This is a genomic window from Nitratidesulfovibrio sp., assembly GCF_040373385.1.
GTDB lineage: Bacteria > Desulfobacterota > Desulfovibrionia > Desulfovibrionales > Desulfovibrionaceae > Cupidesulfovibrio.
The window spans coordinates 71,564-91,391 of record NZ_JBDXXH010000012.1 but is presented as its reverse complement, the minus strand read 5'-3'; the positions used below and the strand labels follow the sequence as shown (position 1 = coordinate 91,391).

Genomic DNA, 19,828 nt, shown 5'->3' with positions numbered 1-19,828 from the left:
TGGTGGGGGTCCGGGGGAGGAGGGAAACTTTGCCTCAGCCGTTAGGCGAGCGCAACGCGCGAGTCTTACGGATGAGGACCGCAGCGCGCAAAAGTTTCCCTCCTCCCCCGGTTACTCTTTTTATCTGCCTACAGCATGTCCAGCATGGAATAGAGCGTGCCGGGCTGCTGCTGCGGCAGCCACTTGGCGGCGCGCAGGGCGCCCTGCGCGAAGTTTTCGCGCGAGTGGGCCTGGTGGGTGATTTCGATGCGTTCGCCGGGGCCCATGGCGTAGATGGTGTGCACGCCCACAACGTCGCCCCCGCGAATGGTCTGGATGCCGATTTCGTCCTTGGGCCGTTCACCGATGATGCCTTCGCGGTGGTAGTTGGCCACGTCCGGCAGGTTCCAGCCGCGCGCCTCGGCCAGGCATTCGGCAAGGCGCAGGGCGGTGCCGCTGGGCGAATCCTTCTTGCGGTTGTGGTGCAGTTCCACCATCTCCAGGTCGTACTGCTCGCCCAGTTGCTGCACCAGTTGCGGCAGGATCTTGAGCAGCACGTTGACGCCGATGCTCATGTTGGGCGCCCAGAAGATGCGCGCGGTTTTGGCCAGTTCGGCCAGTTCCGACTTCTGCTCGGCGGTCAGGCCCGTGGTGCCGATGACGTGGGATACGCCAGCCCTGGCGGCGGCGCGGGCGTTGGCCAGGCTGGCCTCGGGCGAGGTGAAGTCCACCACCACGCCGCCGGGTACCTGCGCGAACACCGCATCCGCGTCGCTGCCTGCAGGGCATTTCCACACGTCGAGCGAGGCCAGGCGTTCGGGACGTTCGACGACGGCGGCCAGCGTAAGGGCCGGATCTTCCTGCGCCATGCGGCAGATGGTGGAACCCATGCGGCCACCCGCGCCCGTGACGATGATCGAAGTGCTCATGCTCGCTCCTTATGCGTTATGCACGCGCCGCCGTAACCGGATGCGGCCGGGTGGGCGCGGCGTCTGATCGGAAATGGCGGAAATCACAGCAACGAATGCTGGTCCTTCTTGCGGGACATGGCAGCTGCGGTTGATTCGGTTGATTCGGTTGATTCGGTCGAGGCGGACAGTGCAGACAGTGCAGACGGGGGCGCGACGTCCGAGGCCGCATCGGGCTCGACTTCCGGAGTCGCGTCGGACGCGACTTTGCCGCCCGCAAGAGCCTCTCCGCCCTTCCCTGCCAGCAGATCCAGAAACTCCTGTTCCCGCAGTACCCGTATGCCGAGTTTCGTGGCCTTGTCGAGCTTGGAACCGGGCTTGTCACCCACCACCAGCAGGTCCAGCTTCTTGCTGACGCTGCCAAGGATGTTGGCCCCGGCGGCAACGGCACGGCGTTCCGCATCGGAACGGGTAAGCGTGGACAGCGAGCCGGTGAACAGCACGCCAAGCCCGGCCAGGGGGCCGTTGCCTTCACCCGGTGTGCCTGTCGCGTCCGAGTCCGAGCGCACAGGGCGCACCGGCCAAAGTCCTACGCTCCGCAGCCGTTCCAGCAGGGTACGGTTGCCTTCGTTGGCGAAAAAAGCACGGATGGAGGCAGCCACCTCCGGCCCGATGTCCGGCAGTTGTTGCAGCGTCTCTGCCTCTGCCGCGCCCAGCGCGTCAAGGTCGGCAAAGTGGGTGGCCAGGGTGCGCGCGGTCTGCTCGCCCACATGGCGGATGCCCAGTGCGCAGATGAGTCGGTTCAGGGTGGCTCCGGTGCGTGCCCCATCAAAGGCGGCAACGAAATTCTCCGCCAGTTTCGGCCCCATGCGTTCGAAGGCCAGCAGGGTCTGCTTGTCGAGCGCAAAGAGGTCCGCCGGGCTGACCACCTTGCCCCGGTCCACCAGCAGTTCCACCCACTTGCGGCCCACACCCTGAATGTCCAGCCCGGCCTTGGACACGAAATGGATGATCGACTGGCGCACCACGGCAGGACAGCCCACGTTGACGCAGCGCCACGCGGCCTCGCCGGGTTCGCGGCGTACCGGGGTGTGGCAGACGGGACAGGCACGCGGAAATTCGAACTCCGGCAGGCCGGTGGGGGGGCGCTGGTCCACCAACGGGCGCACCACCTCGGGAATCACGTCGCCCGCGCGCTGCACGACCACCATGTCCCCCACGCGCAAATCCTTGGCGCGGATTTCGTCCTCGTTGTGCAGGGTGGCGCGCGACACGGTAACCCCGCCCACGGCCACGGGCGCCAGTTCGGCCACCGGGGTCAGCACCCCCGTACGGCCCACCTGAATGGCGATGTGCTCCAGCCGGGTGGTTGCCTGATGGGCAGGAAACTTCAGGGCGATGGCCCAGCGTGGGGCGCGGGCGGTATAGCCCAGCGCGGCCTGCGCGGCCAGATCGTCCAGTTTGGCCACCACGCCATCGATGTCGAAGGGCAGTTCCGACCGGCGGCGGCCCAAATCTTCGTAGTAGGCCATGACGTCCGCCGGGGTTTCGCAGCGGCGTGCATCGGGCGGGGTGCCAAAGCCGTAGTCCGCCAATGCGGCCATGACCTGGCAGTGGGTGGCCCAACGCGCTTCCGGCCCCTGTGCGCCGGAGGAGGAACCACCAGTCACCTCGGCAGGCCAGACCACCTGCCCCACCCCGTAGGCCAGAAAGCGCAGCGGACGCCCTGCCGTGACCGAGGCATCCAGTTGGCGCACCGAACCGGCGGCGGCGTTGCGCGGGTTGGCGAACAGCTTTTCGCCCGAGCCGCGTCGGGCGGCGTTGAGGGCCTCGAAATCATGACGAGTCATGATCAACTCGCCTCGAACCTCAAGCCGCGTCGGGTGTGGCCCATCACCCAGAAGACGGGGAGGCAAATTACGCACGGTACTCACTGCCTCGGTAACTATCTCCCCCTCATCACCATCACCTCGAGTAAGCGCCGTGGTGTACTCTCCGTTCTCGTAGATGACCTCAATAGCTAGGCCGTCCATTTTAGGATCACACCAGAAGGCCAGATCGGCTTTCGGCTCGGCCCGTAACAAGCGCTGTACAAATGCATCCCATTCTTCTGCTGAAAACACATTGTCCAGGCTATACATGCGAAGAGTATGCTGTTGTGCCCGCCCTTCAGCACGGATTGTACCCTCTAACTCAAGACGCGAACTGCCCGCACGGTTGATAGACGGATCCGTAGCATCTGCCAGACGACGCGGACTGCCCACCTGATGGGTGGGAGAATCCGACGTACGCAAACTCAACCATTCCGCCTCGATGTCCTGCAATTCGCGGAACAGGGCATCGTATTCAGCGTCGGAGATTTCCGGGGTACCCTTGTAGTAAAGCTGGCTGTGGTAGTTCAGCTGCTCGCGCAGCGATTCGGCACGGGCGGCGACATGGGAAGGGGCGACCGGAGCGGCTTCGGGCGCGGTATTGGCCGGGGAATTTTCGTCGGAAATGCTCACAGCGTGGTCTCGTCGGTCCATTGATGTTGCAGTCGGGCCACCTCGTCGCGCCATGAGGGGCCGAGGCGGCGGGTCATGTACTCGTGTTCGGCGCGGGCGGCGGCGTCCATGAAGCCATCCACGGAGCGCGCCGTGGTGTGGTAGCGGTGGCGCACCACCAGTTGATGATCCACCACCACCGGCCAGCCCGCGCGGTGCGCCCGCAGGGACAACCAGACATCCACCCCGTAGCCGCGCGGGTTGTCGGCGCAGTCCGCGCCGCCCACCTCGCGGGCGCAATCAAGGTCTATCAGCGGGGCAATGCCGTCCACCAGCGCCACGCGCCGGTACTGGACGCGCGCATCGCGCACCATCTGCGGGTGGTAGGGGTTGCGGTCCACCGCCGGGGCGTACACCCCCACCCTGCCTGCTGGTCCGCCCAGTCCGCGCGCGGCCAGTGCCGCGCCCATGCGAACCATGCGCAGGGCCGCCCGTGCCACCAGCGGCGGGCGCGTTTCGAAGGAAATGTCGTTGTTCAGAAACCACAGGTGCGTGCAGCCCATGTCACGCGCGGCGTCCAGACAGTAGGCCAGCGCGCCGCCCCAGAACAGGTTGTCCGGCAGCCTGCGCCATGCGCCGTTGGCTGGGCGCGGAGCCGCATTGTCCAGCACCAGTACCCGCTCCGCGTGGTTCACGGGATCGGGGTCTGCCCGGCGCAGGGTGTCGGCCAGGGTAGCAGCCAGGGCCGGGTCGCCGTAGTGCAGGATGACCGTTGCGATGACGGGGGAAGACGCGGGGCCGGATGCAGGCGCGGCGGCAGTCCCAGCATCCCCGCCGCCTTCCGGGCAGGCGCCGCCCGTCACAGGATATCCTGCAACTGCCGGAAGTTCTCCGGCCTGCCCACGGTGACCAGGGTGTCGCCGGGGTTCAGTTCATACGTGGATTCCGGGTTGAACAGCATGCGCCCGTCGGGCTTCTTGACCCCGATGACGATGAGGTTGAAGCGCTGCCGGATGCCCGACGCCATCAGCGTCTTGCCCGCCAGCTCGGAGGCATCGCCCACGGTCAGTTCTTCCATCTGGATGTTCAGGTCGGTCTTGGAGTGGGCCAGTTCCATGAACGTGGTCACCGTGGGCCGCAAGATGGACTGGGCCATGCGCAGCCCGCCAAGGTGATGCGGCAGGAATACCCTGTCCGCCCCGGCCAGTTGCAACTTGCCGATGTGCGAGGCATCGCCCGCGCGGGCGATGATGGCCATGTCCGGGTTCATCTGGCGCGCGCTGAGCACCACGTAGACGTTGGCGGAATCCAGCGACAGCGCGGCCACCAGCGCCCGGGCATGCCCGATGTTGCAGGCGTTCAGCACATCGTCGCTGGTGGCGTCGCCCGCAAGGTGCACGATGCCGTCGTTTTCCAGCCGTTCCACGGCCACGGGGTCGTTTTCCACCACCACGATGGGCACGCCTTCCTGCATCAGTTCGCGGGCCACCACGGAGCCGATGCGGCCGTAGCCGCAGACGATGCAGTGGCCGCGTAGCGACGATATGGTCTTCAGCACCCTGCGCCTCCCGAGCACTTTGTAAAGCTTGCCATCCACCAGCAGTTGCGAGAACGCGCCGAGGATGAAGGCGAAGTTGCCGACACCCGTCAGAATCAGCACCGTGGTCAGCACCCGGCCCGTGTTGGACAGGGGGTGCACCTCCTGGAAGCCCACGGTGGAAAGGGTGATGACCACCATGTAGAAGCTGTCCCACAGGGACCAGCCCTCGATGTGCGAGTAGGCCCAGGTTGCCGAGGCGAACACCAGCAGCATGGTGCACTGGCTGATGACCAGTGGCCCCCACGCGCCAAGACGGGTACGCAGCCGATGGTACGTGGTGATCAGCGGGTGTTGCCGCATGCGCCGTTTTCCTGTGTGACCGTTGTGGCCCGGAGTGGGCTGGTCATGCGCAAGGCGCACCATCGCGCACCCTCGCCCGCCATTGTCCCGCCAACTAACCCACCGTCGAACCCGCCGTTGAACCCGCCGTCGACCCCATGAACGCGGCCATACGCCACGCAGCATGCCGATGTGGACAAGGTGCCGTGCGTCTTGCGGCACGCCAGCCCCGGCTGCCCTGCATCTGGCTGGCCGGAAAGCATAGCCCCGGCAGCCCTAGCCCGCGCCGTCAGCCCCCAGCAGATGTTCGCGCAGCAGCCGGATGCGGTCGCGCAGTTCCGCCGCCCGCTCGAATTCCAGTTCCTTGGCGGCCTCGCGCATCTCGCGTTCCAGTTGCTGGATCTGTTTTGCCAGTTCGTGCGGATCGCTGGACCACGGGGCAAAGGTTTCCGCCGCCTGCGCCGCGCCCTTGCGGCCCTTGGCCTCTGCCGCTTCGGCATAGATGGCGTCGAACGGGGTTTCCACCGCCTTGCGGATGGTGGCGGGCACGATGTGGTGCGCCTCGTTGTAGCCGATCTGCCGTTCGCGCCGCCGGGCCGTCTCGTCCATGGCGGCCTGCATGGAGCGGGTCACCACGTCCGCGTACATCAGCACCCGGCCTTCGACGTTGCGCGCGGCGCGGCCAAAGGTCTGGATGAGCGAACCCATGGAGCGCAGAAAGCCCTCCTTGTCCGCATCAAGGATAGATACCAGAGAAACTTCCGGGATATCAAGACCTTCACGCAGCAGGTTGATGCCCACCAGCACGTCGAATTCCTTGCGGCGCAACGCCTGGATGATGGCCATGCGCTCCATGGTGTCGATGTCGGAATGCAGGTAGCGGGCGGCCACGCCCATCTCGTTGAAGTATTCGGTCAGGTCTTCTGCCATGCGCTTGGTAAGGGTGGTCACCAGCACCCGCTCGCCGCGCGCGGCGCGCAGGCGGCATTCGCCCAGAAGGTCATCCACCTGCCCCTTTGTCGGTCGCACTTCCGTGATGGGGTCGACAAGGCCGGTGGGCCGGATGATCTGCTCGGCCACGATGCCCTGCGAGCGGTCCAGCTCCCATTTGCCCGGCGTGGCGGAAACATAGATGGCCTGGTTCAGCCGGGCCAGGAATTCGTGGAATTCCAGCGGGCGGTTGTCCAGTGCCGAGGGCAGGCGGAACCCGTAGTCCACCAGGGTGGACTTGCGCGACCGGTCGCCCTTGTACATGGCCCCCACCTGCGAGACGGTGATGTGCGATTCGTCCACGAACAGCAGGAAGTCGTCGGGAAAGTAGTCCAGCAGGCACGATGGCGGGTCGCCCGCCTTGCGGCCATCCAGATGGCGCGAATAGTTTTCGACCCCGTTGCAGTAGCCCATTTCCTCCATCATTTCGAGGTCGAGCATGGTGCGCTGCTCCAGCCGCTGCGCCTCCACCAGGCGGTTGCCGCCTTTCAGTTCGCGCAGGCGCTCGCCCAATTCGTCGCGGATGTCGGAAATGGCGCGCACCAGGTTGTCGCGGTCGGACACATAGTGGCTGGCGGGGTAGATGACCGTCTTGCCCACGGAGGCCAGCACCTGCCCGGTGAGCGGGTCGATCTCGTTGATGGCGTCGATGTCGTCACCGAAGAATTCGATGCGCAGCGCCCGTTCGTGGTGGTAGGCGGGGATGATTTCCAGCACGTCGCCGCGCACCCGGAAGGTGCCGCGATGAAAGTCGTAGTCGTTGCGCTCGTACTGCACTTCCACCAGCCGGGTGATCAGCGAATCCATGGACAGCCGCTGCCCCGTCTCCACGGGGATGACCAGCTTGGCGTAGTATTCCGGCGAACCCAGGCCGTAGATGCACGACACCGAGGCCACGATGACAACGTCGCGCCGGGTGAGCAGCGCGTGGGTGGCCGCGTGGCGCAGCTTGTCGATGTTGTCGTTGATGGACGAATCCTTCTCGATGTACGTGTCCGACGACGGCACGTAGGCTTCCGGCTGGTAGTAGTCGTAATAGCTGACGAAGTATTCCACCGCGTTTTCCGGAAACAGCTGGCGGAATTCGTTGTACAACTGGGCGGCCAGGGTCTTGTTGGGGGCCAGCACCAGGGCGGGCCTGCCGCAGCGGGCAATGACCTGGGCCATGGTGAAGGTCTTGCCGGAACCGGTGACGCCCAGCAGTACCTGATCCGTCACGCCCGCCTCGATGTTGGAGACGATCTGGCCGATGGCTTCCGGCTGGTCGCCGCGCGGTTCGTACTCGGTGTGCAGGATGAACGGGGATTGGGTCATATGTGTTTCCGTGGCCCGCTGGCGGGCCCATGCTGCGTGGGATGCGTATGCTGGGTCTTGAACATTCGTGCGGGCACTCTGCCGCGCAGGAGCCGAGCGACACCGCCCGGCGGCCATGCAGGCCGACTGGGTGACCGTGGGTGACCGTGGGTGCCCGTGGGTGACATATCCGGGCAGGGCCGGAGACGCGGTACGGCCTGCCGCCCCCTTCCATCCGTCGGAAAGATGGTCTAGAAAATCCGGAAGCGGCACGGCCCGTTGTCTGCACCCGCAGGTACACCCCGGTCGCCCGCCACGCCAAACCCGACGAAGCACGCGCTTCCGGCGGCCAGGTCCACGACTCGGCCCCCCCCCCCGGAACCACGCATGGAGACCGCATGGAACTGACCGTCATTCCCGTGGAAGGCACGCCCCCGGTGCAGCGCATCCACGTCATATCCGTCACCATCCGCACCTTCAAGGGGCGGCGCAACGTACAGGCCCATCTTTTCCGGCTGGCCGGAGAGGACGACGCGGCGAAAGACCTGGCCAACCTGCGCGCGGTGCCCGGCCTGGTGGGCGCGCCGCTTGACCCCGACGCGCCGGGCTCCGACGACCTGAGCGGCCCCGAGGCGGAAACCGACGCCCTGCGCACGGTACTGGAATCCTTTACCGAGGCGGAACGCGACGCGGTGGTGGGCTACCTTTCGCAGCGCTACGCCGACCGGCTGACCTGCATCATCGCCTGTCCGCTGCAACTGCCGGTGCCGCGCGGCGTGGTGCCCTTTTCCGCCCTGCCCGAGGGCAAGACCATGGGGGTCATCCGCTTCGACGAGGTGCCGCGCTATCCGCTGCCCTTCGCCATTCGGGGCTTCTACGACCTGGCCCAGCACGAACCGCTGGTGCACGAACAGGAATAACCCGCCGCGCCGCTGCCCGCCACAGGGGTGCGCCACACGGGCCGCATCAGCCGGGCCAACCGGGCCGGGCAACCGGATCAACAGGCCGGGCGAACGCAATACCTTCCCGCCGCATGCGGCGCATGCGCACCACGAGCTGCGGGCGCCACGGGTGCCGAGGGCCTTTGACGCCGGGCCTTGCCTGCCCCCGTTACAAGGGTCTGAAACCGGCCGGTACACGCCAGTACCCGGCCGGTTTCACGTTGGGCGCATGTTTCCACGGGGCATCCGGCCCCGGCAGCAGTGGCCGCGCGGGCAGCTCCGAAATTTCCGGGCAGCGCGCCTCGCTGCCGTCTGCCAGGCGCAGCGCGCCGCGCACCCCTTCGGCCAGCCGGGCCAGGAATTCCGGACGCGGCAATTCGCGCGCGCCAAAGCGCACCATGTGCGGCGTGGTCTGCTGGCAGTCTATGAGGCTGCACCCCGCATGGCGCAGCCAGGCAGCCAGCCAGGTGAACGCCACCTTGGAGGCATCGGGCACCAAGTGGAACATGGATTCGCCGTAGAACACCCCGCCCAGGGCCACCCCGTACAGCCCGCCCACCAGCCTGCCGTCCTGCCACGCCTCCGCCGAATGGGCGATGCCCAGACGGTGCAGCGCCTCGTAGGCGTTGATCATGGCGGGCACCAGCCAGGTGCCGCGCTGCCCTTCCCTGGGGGTGGCCGCGCAGCGCCGGATGACCAGCGCGAAGGCCTTGTCGAAGGTGACCTCGAAGGCATCGGCGCGGATGCGCCGCGCAAGGCTGCGCTGCACGTGCAACTCGTCCGGCAGCAACGTGCAGCGCGGATCGGGTGACCACCACAGGATGGGCGTGCCCCGGTCGTACCACGGAAAGATGCCGCGCATGTACGCGGCAACCAGCCGGGCGGGCGAAAGGTCGCCCCCCACGGCCAGCAACCCCTCGGGCGGTGCGGCGGCCGGATCGGGAAAATCGGAACCGTCCCCGGTCATCCGGCCCAGCACGCGCACGTTCATTTTTCCGTGGCGGCTTCGATGCCGCCAAGCGGCTCGTAGCGGAACACCAGCCCCAGCCCGGCAAGGCCATGCTGCACGCCATGCTGCACGCCGGACGGCCCCGCCTTGACGGCATCAGCCGGAGGGGCGGCAACCACGTCGGCAGCCACGGCAGGCCGGTCGGCATCCTTCGCGGCAACCTTGCCCTTCCCCTTGCGGGGGGGCTTGGCCGGGGCAGGGGCCACTTCCGGCGCGGCCACGTCCACGATGGCGGTGCCGCCCTTGCGCAGCGCCCCGAACAACACCTCGCGGGCCAGTTCGTCTTCCAGCGCGGTGCGGATCACCCGGCGCAGCGGGCGCGCGCCGAAGGCAGGCTCGAAGCCCTTCTCGGCAAGGCGCTCGCGGGCCGCCGGGGTCAGTTCCAGGCGCACGCGGCGGTCCTTCAGCCCGGCTCCCAGTTCCAGCACGAACTTGTCCACGATGCGTTCCATGACCGGGGTGGTCAGCCCGGCAAAGGGGATCATGGCGTCCAGGCGGTTGCGGAATTCCGGGCTGAACATGTTCTCCACGGCCTTGCGCCCCTTGCCCGCCACGTCTTCCTGCGCGGTGGCCCCGAATCCGATGGACAGCGCGCTCATTTCACGCACGCCCGCGTTGGAGGTCATGATCAGCACCACGTTGCGGAAATCCGCCTTGCGCCCGGTATTGTCGGTAAGCGTGGCGTAGTCCATGACCTGAAGCAGGATGTTGAAGATGTCCGGGTGGGCCTTTTCGATCTCGTCCAGCAGCAGCACCGTGTACGGCTGCTTGCGGATGGCCTCGGTCAGCAGGCCGCCCTGGTCGAAGCCCACGTAGCCGGGGGGCGCCCCGATGAGCCGCGACACGGAATGCTTCTCCATGTACTCGCTCATGTCGTAGCGCACGAAGCCGATGCCCATGACCTCCGCCAGACGGCGGGCCAGTTCGGTCTTGCCCACCCCCGTGGGGCCGTAGAACAGGAAGCTGCCCGTGGGCCGGTCCTCGCGACCCAGCCCCGCCCGCGCGCGCAGGATGGCCCGCGACAGGATACCCACGGCCGCGTCCTGCCCGAAGACCACGTTGCGCAGGTCTTCATCGAGGGTGCGCAGGCGGTCGCGGTCGCTGGAAGACACCGTGCGCGACGGTATCTGGGCCATGCGCGCCACCACCTTTTCCACGTCCTTCACGCCGATGGCGGCATCGGATGCCGACGCGGCACGCCCGCCATAACTGGCACGCCGCAGCCGGGCCGCCGCGCCCGCCTCGTCCAGCACGTCGATGGCCTTGTCCGGCAGCAGCCGCTCGGTAATGTACCGGGCGGAAAGCTCCACTGCGGCGCGCAGGGCGGGCAGCGTGTAGCGCACCTTGTGGTGATCCTCGTAGTAGGGGCGCAACCCCTTCAGGATGTCCACGCATTCATCCTGCGAGGGCTCCTGCACGTCGATCTTCTGGAACCGGCGCGACAGGGCGCGGTCCTTCTCGAAGTGGTTGCGGTACTCTTCGTAGGTGGTGGACCCGATGCAGCGGATGCTGCCGTCGGCCAGCACGGGCTTCAGGATGTTGGAGGCATCCATGGACCCGCCGCTGGTGGAACCGGCGCCCACGATGGTGTGGATTTCGTCGATGAACAGGATGGCCCCCGGCACCTTGCCGAGATCGGTGATGACGCCCTTCAGGCGTTGCTCGAAGTCGCCCCGGTACTTGGTGCCCGCCAGCAGCGCGCCCATGTCCAGGGCGAATATGCGCACGTCGCGGAATTCCTCGGGCACGTCGCCGCCCGCCACGCGCAGGGCCAGCCCTTCGGCGATGGCGGTCTTGCCCACGCCGGGGTCGCCCACGTACAGCGGATTGTTCTTGCGCCGCCGGGCCAGCACCTGGATGGTCCGCTCCAGTTCCCTGGCCCTGCCGATCAACGGATCGATGCGGCCTTCGCGGGCGCGGGCGGTAAGGTCCACGGTGAACTTTTCCAGCGCATCGGTACGCGGCGTATCGGGCGCGCCGTCCTCGCCCTCGGTGTCGTCGGAACCGTCCCCGTCGCCGCCCTGCGGCGCGCCGTGCGAGATGTGCTGCAACACGTCCAGCCGGGTTACCCCCTGCGACTTCAGGAAATAGGTGGCGTAGGCGTCGTCTTCCTCGAAGATGGCGGCCAGCACGTCGCCGATTTCCACGGCGCCCTTGCCTGCGGACTGCATGTGGCGGATGGCCCGCTGCAACACACGCTGCACCCCAAGGGTCTGCACCACTTCGGTGGGGGTGTCGGCGGGCAGCGGTTCCAGATGGGTGGCGAAAAAGGTTTCCAGGCGCAGGCGCAGTGCCTTCACGTCCACCCCCACGGCCTCAAGGATGTGCTTGCCCGCATCCTCTCCGGTGATGGCGTAGAGCAGATGCTCCAGCGTCAGGAACTCGTGGTTGCGCGTCCGCACGTCGTTGACGGCGGCGGTAAGCGCTGCTTCAAGGCGTCTTCCGATCATGTCATACCTCTTCGAGGGTGCAGCGCAGTGGATAGCCTTCGCGCCGGGCGCGGGCATGCACGAGGGCGACCTTGGTTTCGGCCACCTCCGCCGTGTACACGCCGCATTCACCGACGCCTTTCTCGTGGACGGCCAGCATGATGCGCGTCGCCTCGTCGGGCGTTCTGCGGAACACCTCGACCAGAATCGACACCACGAACTCCATGGTCGTGTAGTCGTCGTTGTGCAGGAGCACCCGGAACATCCGGGGCTCGCGCACCTCGTCCTCGATGAGTATCTCCGTGTCCCTGCCGCCATCGGGCATGCCCGACGGATGCGACGGGCCTGCCGGTCCGGTGGGACCGCCCGGCCCGGCTGATCCGGTGGGTCCTGCTGGGCGGGACGGGCCTGCATTGTCCCCGGGGCAACACGGCCCCGCCGAACCCCTCGGACCTGCCTGACCGTCCGCACCGACAACGCTGGCCAGGCGGACCGCACAGATCGCGTAGACCGGAACGCCCGAACCGTCAGTCCGGGCCGAATCCGCCGAACAGGCCGTGCCGTCTCGCAGTGCCGTGGAGCAATGGTCGTCGAAATGGGTGCTCATGAGTGCTCGTTTCGCTGTTTCCGGCGGCCCGGCATCCCGTGGATGGGTGCGGGGAACGCCCATATACTAACATCGCGCCGCCCGCTGTCGAGGGGGTGTGCGCCTTCTGTGCGAGCTTGTCCGGCCCCTGCGCAACAAGGACGCGCGACCGCAACATTCGTGACCGTTTCCGGGCGGTGCCGGGTCATTCGGCAGCGCGGATATCCGCCCCGCCCTCACCGCGCCCGAAAACCGCGCGCCGCGCGGCGGCCAGCCCTGCCGCATCGAAGGTGAAGTCTTCCGACGGGGGCAGCCCGCGCGCCGCGCGCCACTGGCGGTTCAGGTCGTGATACGTTGCGGTGGATGCGCGCGCCCTGTCAAGGCCAAGCCGGTCGGCCATGGCCAGGATGGCCTCGCGGTCGCCCTCCAGTTCGACCACCGGGCCGAAGGGCATGGTGTCGAGGCATGCGTGCACCCCGTCCAGATGCCATACCTCGCGCACCTTGTCGTACCCGAAGGCCACGCCGTAGCCCAGGCCCGTCAGCATCTGGTGCATGGCGTCCGCGTCGGCCACGCCGGTCTGCACCTCGTCCCACACCTTCACGTCATCGGGAATGGGTGCGGACCCGCCCCCACCCGCACCACCGGCGTCCTCCGCACGGGGCGGTCGTTTCATGGTCAGCACGGCGGCGTGCAGGTTCGGCCCGGTCTTGGTGCGCAGCCGCAACAGCGTGTTCGCCGCGCGCAACCGGCGGTCCGGGGTGTCATACACCCGGTTGCATTCCAGGTATGGCGTGCCGCCGGTGGCCCCCATTGCTTGCAATGCGTCGCGAAGCGCGGCAAGGTCCGCCTCAGGGAACTTGATTTCGATTTCCAGTGCCATGTGAACTCCATGGACCGTGTCGCCGCCATTCCGCAGCCCGACGCCTGTCCGGCGCCATGATGCAAAGGGAAACGAGGCACGGCGGGCGCCGCCACACGCGGCGCGAAAGAGGGCCTTTTCGTGCAGAAAATCGTCTTGCTGGGCCTTGCGGGCGCCCTGGGCAGCCTGGCCCGCTACGGCCTCGCCGGGCTGGTACAGCGCGCCACACCCGGTTCCTTTCCGCTCGGCACGTTCATCGTCAACGTGCTGGGATGTCTGGCCTTCGGCTTTGTCTGGGGGGTGTGCGAAAACCGCATCTCCCTGCATCCCGATGTGCGCGTGGTGCTGCTGACCGGCTTCATGGGCGCGTTCACCACCTTTTCCACCTTCACCTTCGAAAGCCTGGGGCTCATGGAAACCGGGCAGTGGATGGCCTTTGCCCTGTACGCGGGCGGGCAACTGCTGCTGGGCCTTGCCATGGTGTGGCTGGGCCTGGGCACCGGACGGCTGGTCTAGGGGTCGTTTCTAAATTGTCTTTTCGCCCGTTGACTGACCGACTCGAAGTGCGCGAAGCGTGCCAGTTGGGCGAGCTTGCGAGCCCTACGAGCATCGTGCGCAACGCGGTCAAACTTCGCCTGCCATTTCTGTCAAATACGGTAAGAGTATGTTTCCTCATGGCAGGCTCGTTTTCCTTGCCAACGAACGAAACAACCCCTGGGACACCGGACGGCTGGTGCAGGACACCGGACGGCTGGCAGGCCAGCGGGCCGCCACTCTCCCACGCACGAAAACCCGACATCGCATCCGAAACCGGAAGGAGCACGTCATGCGCATCATCTCTGGCGACGCCCTGCGTCTGCGCATCTACACCGGCGAGCGCGACACCCACAAGGGCCGCGCCCTGCACGACGTCATCCTGGAATCCGCCCGCCGCGAAGGGCTGGCGGGCGGCACGGTGTTCCGGGGGCTTGCGGGCTTTGGCGCCAACAGCGTGGTGCACACCGCGCGGGTGCTGCGCCTGTCCGAAGACCTGCCCATCGTGGTCGAGATCATCGACGACGCGCCCAAGATAGAGGCATTCCTGCCCCGCGTCGAGGCACTGCTGGCCGAAGGGCTGGTTACCGTGGACCCGGTGCGCGTGCTGCTGTACCGCCACGGCCCCGGCAAGGAAGCGCAGCAGGGTGCACATGCAGCGCCCCACTCCGGCATGTCCGACATGTCCGCCACGTCCGGCATGTCCGGGAAGCAGCCGAATCAGGACAGCGACTGCCAGACCAGCGACTGCCAGACCAGCGACAAGCAGGCCATCTAGGCTCGCTGCCATCCTCTTTGCCCGCGCCTTGGTGGCGGATGCAGAAACGGCAGGACCGCCGGGCGGCCCTGCCGTACGCTTTCCGTCGGAGCGAGTGCCCCCGCGCTTACCCTACGGCGGGCAGCAGCGCGGCGCGGATGGCCTCTATGCCGGTCTTGTCCACGTACTTGGACACCCGCAGGCGCTTGCCGGAATTTTCGCGGTACATGGCCATGAAGCGCTGCACCAGGTCCAGCGCCGCCTCGCGGGTCAGGTCTTCCGCCAGCACGTCGCCAATGCGCGGATGCCCGCCGGAGTTGCCGCCCACGATCACCGTCCAGCCACGCTTGGTGCCCACAAGCCCCACGTCGCGCAGGTAGCTTTCGCCGCAGCACATGGGGCAGCCGGACACGCCGAACTTGACCTTGGCCGGGAAGGGCTGTTCCGCCAGCGTTTGCTCGATTTCGATGCCGAGCCCCAGCGAATCCTGAAGCCCGAGCTTACAGACCGCCGTGCCGGGGCAGGCCTGCACGTAGTGCACGCACAGTTCCACGGCGCGGCCCACGTCCATGCGCAGGTCTTCCCAGATGGGTTCCACCTGCTCCGCCGTCATGCCCACCAGGGCAAGGCGCTGGCCGGAGGTGATCTTGATGATGGGGATGGCGTACTTGCGCGCCACGCGGGAAATGGCGTCCAGGATGTCGGGCGACAGCATGCCGCAGGGAGTGCGGGGCACGATGGCGTAGGTCTGCTTGTCGCGCTGGAGAATGGCGCCTCTCGGTTCCGGCGTGCCGGTATCTGTCATGGTCGATGCTCCTTGAACCGTATGCGTTGTCGTTGCAGGGAACGTGATGATAGCCCCGGGACAATGGCCCCAGGGCTACCCCACAAGCGTTGCGCCCGTTGACCGTGCGCCTGTTGACCGTGCGCCCGTTGACGGTATGCCTGTTGACGGTGGCGACGTTGGCAGTTCGGCTGGCTTCGACCTGCGTCACCGGGCTCAGCAGGCCCGGAGGATGGCCGGGGCGATTTCCTCAAGGGAAACCACCTTGCGCACGCCGCCCAGTTTGATGGCCTCCTGCGGCATGCCGAAGACCACGCAACTGGCCTCGTCCTGGGCTATGGTGTGCGCGCCCACGTCGAACAGTTCCTTCATGCCCGCCGCGCCGTCGTCACCCATGCCGGTCATGATGGCGGCCACGGCATTGCGCCCGGCGTAGCGCGCGGCGGAACGGAACAGCACGTCCACGGAGGGGCGGTGCCTGCGCACCAGCGGGCCTTCGCGCACCTCGACATAGTAGCGCGACCCGTTGCGCTTGAGCAGCATGTGCAGGTTGCCCGGCGCTATGAGCACCTGGCCGCGCCGCATGACGTCGTTGTCCTGGGCCTCCTTCACGGTCACCCGGCAGATGGCGTTGAGTCGGCTGGCGAAGGCTGTGGTGAAGTGTTCCGGCATGTGCTGCACGATGGCGATGGGTGGACAGTCGGCGGGCAGTGCTTCCAGCACCACGCGCAGGGCTTCCGTGCCGCCGGTGGAAGCACCGATGACCACCATCTTTTCTGTCTGCTGCACCGTGGTGGTCAGCGGGGTGGCTGCGGGCAGTACCGCATCGGCGGAAAGCTTGGGCGGCACCCCGGCAGACAGCGGGCCAAGCTTGCGCAGCCTGGCGCGGGCGGCGGCCTTCAATGCATCGCAGATACGGATGCTGGATTCTTCCAGAAACCGCTTGGTGCCCATGCGCGGCTTCTGGATGACCTCCACCGCGCCGTATTCCATGGCCTTGAAGGTGGCCTCGGCCCCCTGCTCCGTCACCGACGAGCAGATCACCACCGGAATGGGATGCTGGGTCATGATCTTGCGCAGGAAGGTGATGCCGTCCATGCGCGGCATCTCCACGTCCAGCAGGATCACGTCGGGCGCCATGGCCTCCATGCGCTTGGCCGCCACGAAGGGGTCGGAGGCGGTGCCGATGAGTTCCAGTTCCTCGTCGCCGGAAACGATGTCGGCCAGGGTCTGGCGGACCAGGGCCGAATCGTCAACCACCAGTACCTTGATGCGGCGGGCGGTCATCGCGTCCTCCGGTAGACGGTGGGCGCCACCTGTTCAAGGGGCAGCGCCATGCCGGTAAGGCTTTCGGAGTGGCCGATGAACAGGTGCCCACCGGGGCGCAGGCATTGGCAGAACCGACCGAACAGCCCTTCCTGCGTGGGCTTGTCGAAGTAGATGATCACGTTGCGGCAGAAAATGATGTCCATGGGTTCCGTAAAGCCGAAGGGGTCCATGAAGTTCAGCCGCTCGAAGCGCACGGCGGAACGCAGCTCCGGCCCGATGCGCACCAGGCGGCGCGAACGGTCGCGGCTGCGCAGCAGGTAGCGCTTGCGGAACGGGTCCGGCACGTTGTGCACCCGCTCCTCTTCGTACACGGCGCGCACGGCCTGTTGCAGCGCCCGCGACGAAATGTCCGTGGCCAGAATGGAAAAGTTGAAACCGGGGGTGCGTTCCTGGTAGTCACGCAGCACCATGGCCAGGGTGTAGGGTTCCATGCCGATGGAACAGCCCGCGCTCCATACCCGCAGGGTGCGCTGGGAACGCAGGCGCGCCGCCTCGGTCGTCCAGCCGGGCAGCAACGTGGAGGTCAGATAGTCGAAATGACGCGGTTCGCGGAAGAATTCCGTGGTGTTGGTGGTCACCACGTCGATGAAGTTGCGCAATTCCTCGTCAAAGCCCTTTTCCGTGAACAGATAGTCCACGTACTGGTCGTAGCTGGCCATGCCCAGCACGCGCAGCCGTTTTTGCAGGCGCGCCTCCAGCATCACCCGCTTGGAGCCGGGCAGCTTGATGCCCACCTGCTCGTAGACGAAGCGGCTCATGCGGTCGAACAGCTTCTGCGACATGGGGCCCGGGCGGGCACAGCCAGCTGGCAGGGCCGGGCCGTCACTGTGGTTGGAACTCATGCACCTCCCCCGTGCGCGGCCACCGACATGCGCTGCCCGCGCGGAGGCTGGTCCGCCGCAAGCTGCACCAGACCCGGCACGTCCAGGATCAGGGCCATGCTGCCGTCACCCTTGATGGTGGCGCCGGAAATGCCCAGCACGTCCTTGTAGATGCGGCCCAGGCTCTTGATGACCGTCTGGTGCTCGCCCACCACGCAGTCCACCACCAGGCCGAAACGGCTGCCCTGCGCATCGACCACCACCACCTGTTCGATGGCGGGCGCGGGGCCGGATGAGGCAAACAGCTCGCGCAGGCGGATGTACGGCACGATCTCGCCGCGCAGGTTGATGATGCGCTGCCTGCCCTCTGCGGAACCGTGAGCGCTGGGCGTGGCGTGTTCCACGCATTCCTCCACGTGGTTCAGCGGGATGACGTACGATTCGCCGCCCACCAGCACTTGCAGTCCGTCGATGATGGCCAGGGTCAGCGGCAGGCGGATGGTCAGGGTGGTGCCCTTCCCCACCGTGCTGTCCAGTTCTATGCGACCGCGCAGTGCCTCGATGGAGCGTTTCACCACGTCCATGCCCACGCCCCGGCCGGAAACGCTGGTAACCTTCTCCGCCGTGGAAAAACCGGCCGCGAAGATGAGTTCGATGGCCTCGCGCGCGGGCAGTTCCACGTCAGGGGCGATGACGCCGCGCTTGCGGGCGATTTCCAGCACCCGCACCGGGTCGATGCCCGCGCCGTCGTCGGCGATGGTGATCAGCACCTCGCCCCCGGCATGGGCCGCCGAAAGGGTTACCGTGCCGGTGCGCGGCTTGCCTGCGGCGGCACGCACATCGGGCGGCTCCACCCCGTGGTCAAGGCTGTTGCGCAGGCAGTGCACCAGCGGGTCGCCCAGACGCTCGATGACGGTCTTGTCCAGTTCCGTCTCGCCGCCCAGGGTCACCAGTTCCACGTCCTTGCCCAGTTCCCCCGAAAGGTCGCGCACCAGTCGCCGGAACTTGCTGAAGGTGGTGCCGATGGGCAGCATGCGGATGCCAAGGGTGGTGTCGCGCAGTTCGTCGCTCAGTCGTTCCAGTTCCTCCACCAGTCCCAGCAGGGCGGGGTCGCTGCGCAGATGCGCCGCTTGCGAAAGCTGGGCCTGCACGATGACCAGTTCGCCCACCAGGTCCACCAGAAAGTCCAGCTTGGACGCCGCAACCCGAATGCTGGCCCCGGAATCGTCGCGCGCGGCCGATTCCTTGTCGCGCGACTGGCGCATGGCCCGCATGGCCTGCTGCTCGGCCAGCGCGGCCTCTACCCGTTCCGGGGGCACCACGCCCGCGTCGGTCAGCAGCTTGCCCAGAGGGCGCTGCTCGTCCAGCACGCGATGCAGATCGTCGGCACTGACGTCGCCGCGCTCGAGCAGGATTTCGCCCAGCCGCTTGTAGGCTGCGTCGTCCACGATGCGCGCGTCGTCCACCATGCGGATGTCGATGTCCGCGTCGTCCTCGACGAACAGGAACACGTCGCGGATGGCGGCCTCGTCCGATTCGCTGGAAAGCAGCACGTCCCACCACATGTGGCACAGCTCGGGCTGCAACTCGTCGAGGCCGGGCACATCGCTGAAGTGCGGGAACACCTGTGCTCCGCCAAGGTCGCGCAACTCGTCCAGCAGGGACAGGGGGTTCGCACCGCTGAAGAGAATGGACGGCGCGGGGCGAAAGCGCACCCGCCAGGTGCGGGCGCAGGGGGGACACGGCTGTTCGGGCTCGGCCGGGCATTCCCCGTCGGCGGCGTGCGCCGGGGCATCGGCCGAAGTGGCGGTTGCGGGCACCAGTGCCCGCAGCGACGCGGTGATGGCGGCGGCGTGCGACAGATCCGGGGCATCGCCGCTGACCGCGCAGTGCAGCAGTTGGGCGATATGGTCGCGCGAGGCCAGGGTCAGGTCCAGCAACTGGCGGGTGACGGGCACTTCACCGTTGCGTACCCTGTCGAACACCGTTTCCACGTCGTGGGTGAAATGGGCGATGTCGTCAAAGCCGAACATGGCCCCGGAACCCTTGATGGTATGCATGGCCCGGAACACACGCGCCACCAGGTCGCGGTCATCGGGCTGCGCCTCCAGTTCCAGCAGGGCCGTTTCCAGCTCCGCCAGCAGGTCCTGCGCCTCTTCGATGAAGGCTGCCCTGTTTGCGTCTTCCTGCGATTGCATGCGGCACTTCCTTGTCCGGCCCGACCGGCCATGCCGGGCCTGCTGA

At 67.0% G+C, this 19,828-nt stretch carries 15 protein-coding genes and 1 pseudogene; 3 read left to right on the top strand and 13 right to left on the bottom strand.

The annotated features are described in order from the left end of the window. Positions 1-128 precede the first annotated feature (128 nt). The 5 genes from dapB to uvrB all read right to left on the bottom strand — a co-directional run bounded on the left by dapB (position 129) and on the right by uvrB (position 7,553). Positions 129-908: a 4-hydroxy-tetrahydrodipicolinate reductase gene (gene dapB / locus ABWO17_RS16270; protein ID WP_353120380.1), complete on the bottom strand. Its 780-nt coding sequence runs from the start codon at positions 906-908 to the stop codon at positions 129-131. A gap of 83 nt (positions 909-991) precedes the next feature. Beyond that, on the bottom strand, positions 992-3,412 hold the full coding sequence (ligA, locus tag ABWO17_RS16265; protein ID WP_353120379.1) for an NAD-dependent DNA ligase LigA: 2,421 nt from the start codon (positions 3,410-3,412) through the stop codon (positions 992-994). After that, on the bottom strand, positions 3,388-4,233 hold the full coding sequence (locus ABWO17_RS16260; RefSeq protein ID WP_353120377.1) for a glycosyltransferase family protein: 846 nt from the start codon (positions 4,231-4,233) through the stop codon (positions 3,388-3,390). Before ABWO17_RS16260 ends, ligA begins: the two co-directional genes overlap by 25 nt. Continuing rightward, positions 4,230-5,270 (bottom strand): potassium channel family protein, encoded by a 1,041-nt coding sequence (locus ABWO17_RS16255; RefSeq protein WP_353120375.1) that lies wholly within the window; start codon positions 5,268-5,270, stop codon positions 4,230-4,232. The genes ABWO17_RS16260 and ABWO17_RS16255 overlap by 4 nt, the downstream gene beginning before the upstream one ends. 255 nt (positions 5,271-5,525) lie before the next feature. Then, complete coding sequence (uvrB, locus tag ABWO17_RS16250) at positions 5,526-7,553, bottom strand: excinuclease ABC subunit UvrB (protein WP_353120374.1); 2,028 nt, start codon at positions 7,551-7,553, stop codon at positions 5,526-5,528. 377 nt (positions 7,554-7,930) lie between these two features. Here uvrB and ABWO17_RS16245 point away from each other — a divergent pair, with 377 nt between their 5' ends. Beyond that, positions 7,931-8,452, top strand: a complete 522-nt coding sequence (locus tag ABWO17_RS16245; protein WP_353120372.1) for a hypothetical protein — start codon at positions 7,931-7,933, stop codon at positions 8,450-8,452. A gap of 190 nt (positions 8,453-8,642) precedes the next feature. Here ABWO17_RS16245 and aat read toward each other — a convergent pair whose 3' ends face one another. The 4 genes from aat to ABWO17_RS16225 all read right to left on the bottom strand — a co-directional run bounded on the left by aat (position 8,643) and on the right by ABWO17_RS16225 (position 13,380). Further along, on the bottom strand, positions 8,643-9,464 hold the full coding sequence (gene aat / locus ABWO17_RS16240) for a leucyl/phenylalanyl-tRNA--protein transferase (protein WP_353120370.1): 822 nt from the start codon (positions 9,462-9,464) through the stop codon (positions 8,643-8,645). Further along, a complete protein-coding gene (gene clpA / locus ABWO17_RS16235) occupies positions 9,461-11,932 on the bottom strand; it encodes an ATP-dependent Clp protease ATP-binding subunit ClpA (protein WP_353120368.1) in 2,472 nt (823 codons plus the stop codon). The genes aat and clpA overlap by 4 nt, the downstream gene beginning before the upstream one ends. Position 11,933: 1 nt before the next feature. Further along, entirely contained in the window at positions 11,934-12,236 is a 303-nt protein-coding gene (locus tag ABWO17_RS16230; protein WP_035069479.1) for an ATP-dependent Clp protease adaptor ClpS, read from the bottom strand. Positions 12,237-12,702: 466 nt separating this feature from the next. Further along, complete coding sequence (locus ABWO17_RS16225; protein WP_353120366.1) at positions 12,703-13,380, bottom strand: class IV adenylate cyclase; 678 nt, start codon at positions 13,378-13,380, stop codon at positions 12,703-12,705. 120 nt (positions 13,381-13,500) lie between these two features. Between ABWO17_RS16225 and crcB the strand changes: the two genes are divergently transcribed. Together crcB and ABWO17_RS16215 are read left to right on the top strand one after the other, a co-directional pair. After that, positions 13,501-13,875: a fluoride efflux transporter CrcB gene (gene crcB / locus ABWO17_RS16220; RefSeq protein ID WP_353120364.1), complete on the top strand. Its 375-nt coding sequence runs from the start codon at positions 13,501-13,503 to the stop codon at positions 13,873-13,875. Positions 13,876-14,185: 310 nt separating this feature from the next. Next, a pseudogene (locus tag ABWO17_RS16215) lies at positions 14,186-14,524 on the top strand (DUF190 domain-containing protein); the annotation flags it as partial. A 253-nt stretch (positions 14,525-14,777) separates the two neighbouring features. Here the strand turns inward: ABWO17_RS16215 and ABWO17_RS16210 are convergent. From ABWO17_RS16210 to ABWO17_RS16195, 4 genes are all read right to left on the bottom strand, one after another. Beyond that, complete coding sequence (locus ABWO17_RS16210; protein WP_353120362.1) at positions 14,778-15,455, bottom strand: ferredoxin-like domain-containing protein; 678 nt, start codon at positions 15,453-15,455, stop codon at positions 14,778-14,780. A gap of 195 nt (positions 15,456-15,650) precedes the next feature. Then, positions 15,651-16,721 (bottom strand): protein-glutamate methylesterase/protein-glutamine glutaminase, encoded by a 1,071-nt coding sequence (locus ABWO17_RS16205; RefSeq protein ID WP_353120360.1) that lies wholly within the window; start codon positions 16,719-16,721, stop codon positions 15,651-15,653. After that, positions 16,718-17,605, bottom strand: coding sequence for a CheR family methyltransferase (locus tag ABWO17_RS16200; protein ID WP_353120358.1), 888 nt, complete (start codon positions 17,603-17,605; stop codon positions 16,718-16,720). The genes ABWO17_RS16205 and ABWO17_RS16200 overlap by 4 nt, the downstream gene beginning before the upstream one ends. Next, positions 17,602-19,782, bottom strand: a complete 2,181-nt coding sequence (locus ABWO17_RS16195; RefSeq protein WP_353120356.1) for a chemotaxis protein CheA — start codon at positions 19,780-19,782, stop codon at positions 17,602-17,604. Before ABWO17_RS16195 ends, ABWO17_RS16200 begins: the two co-directional genes overlap by 4 nt. Positions 19,783-19,828: the final 46 nt, after the last annotated feature.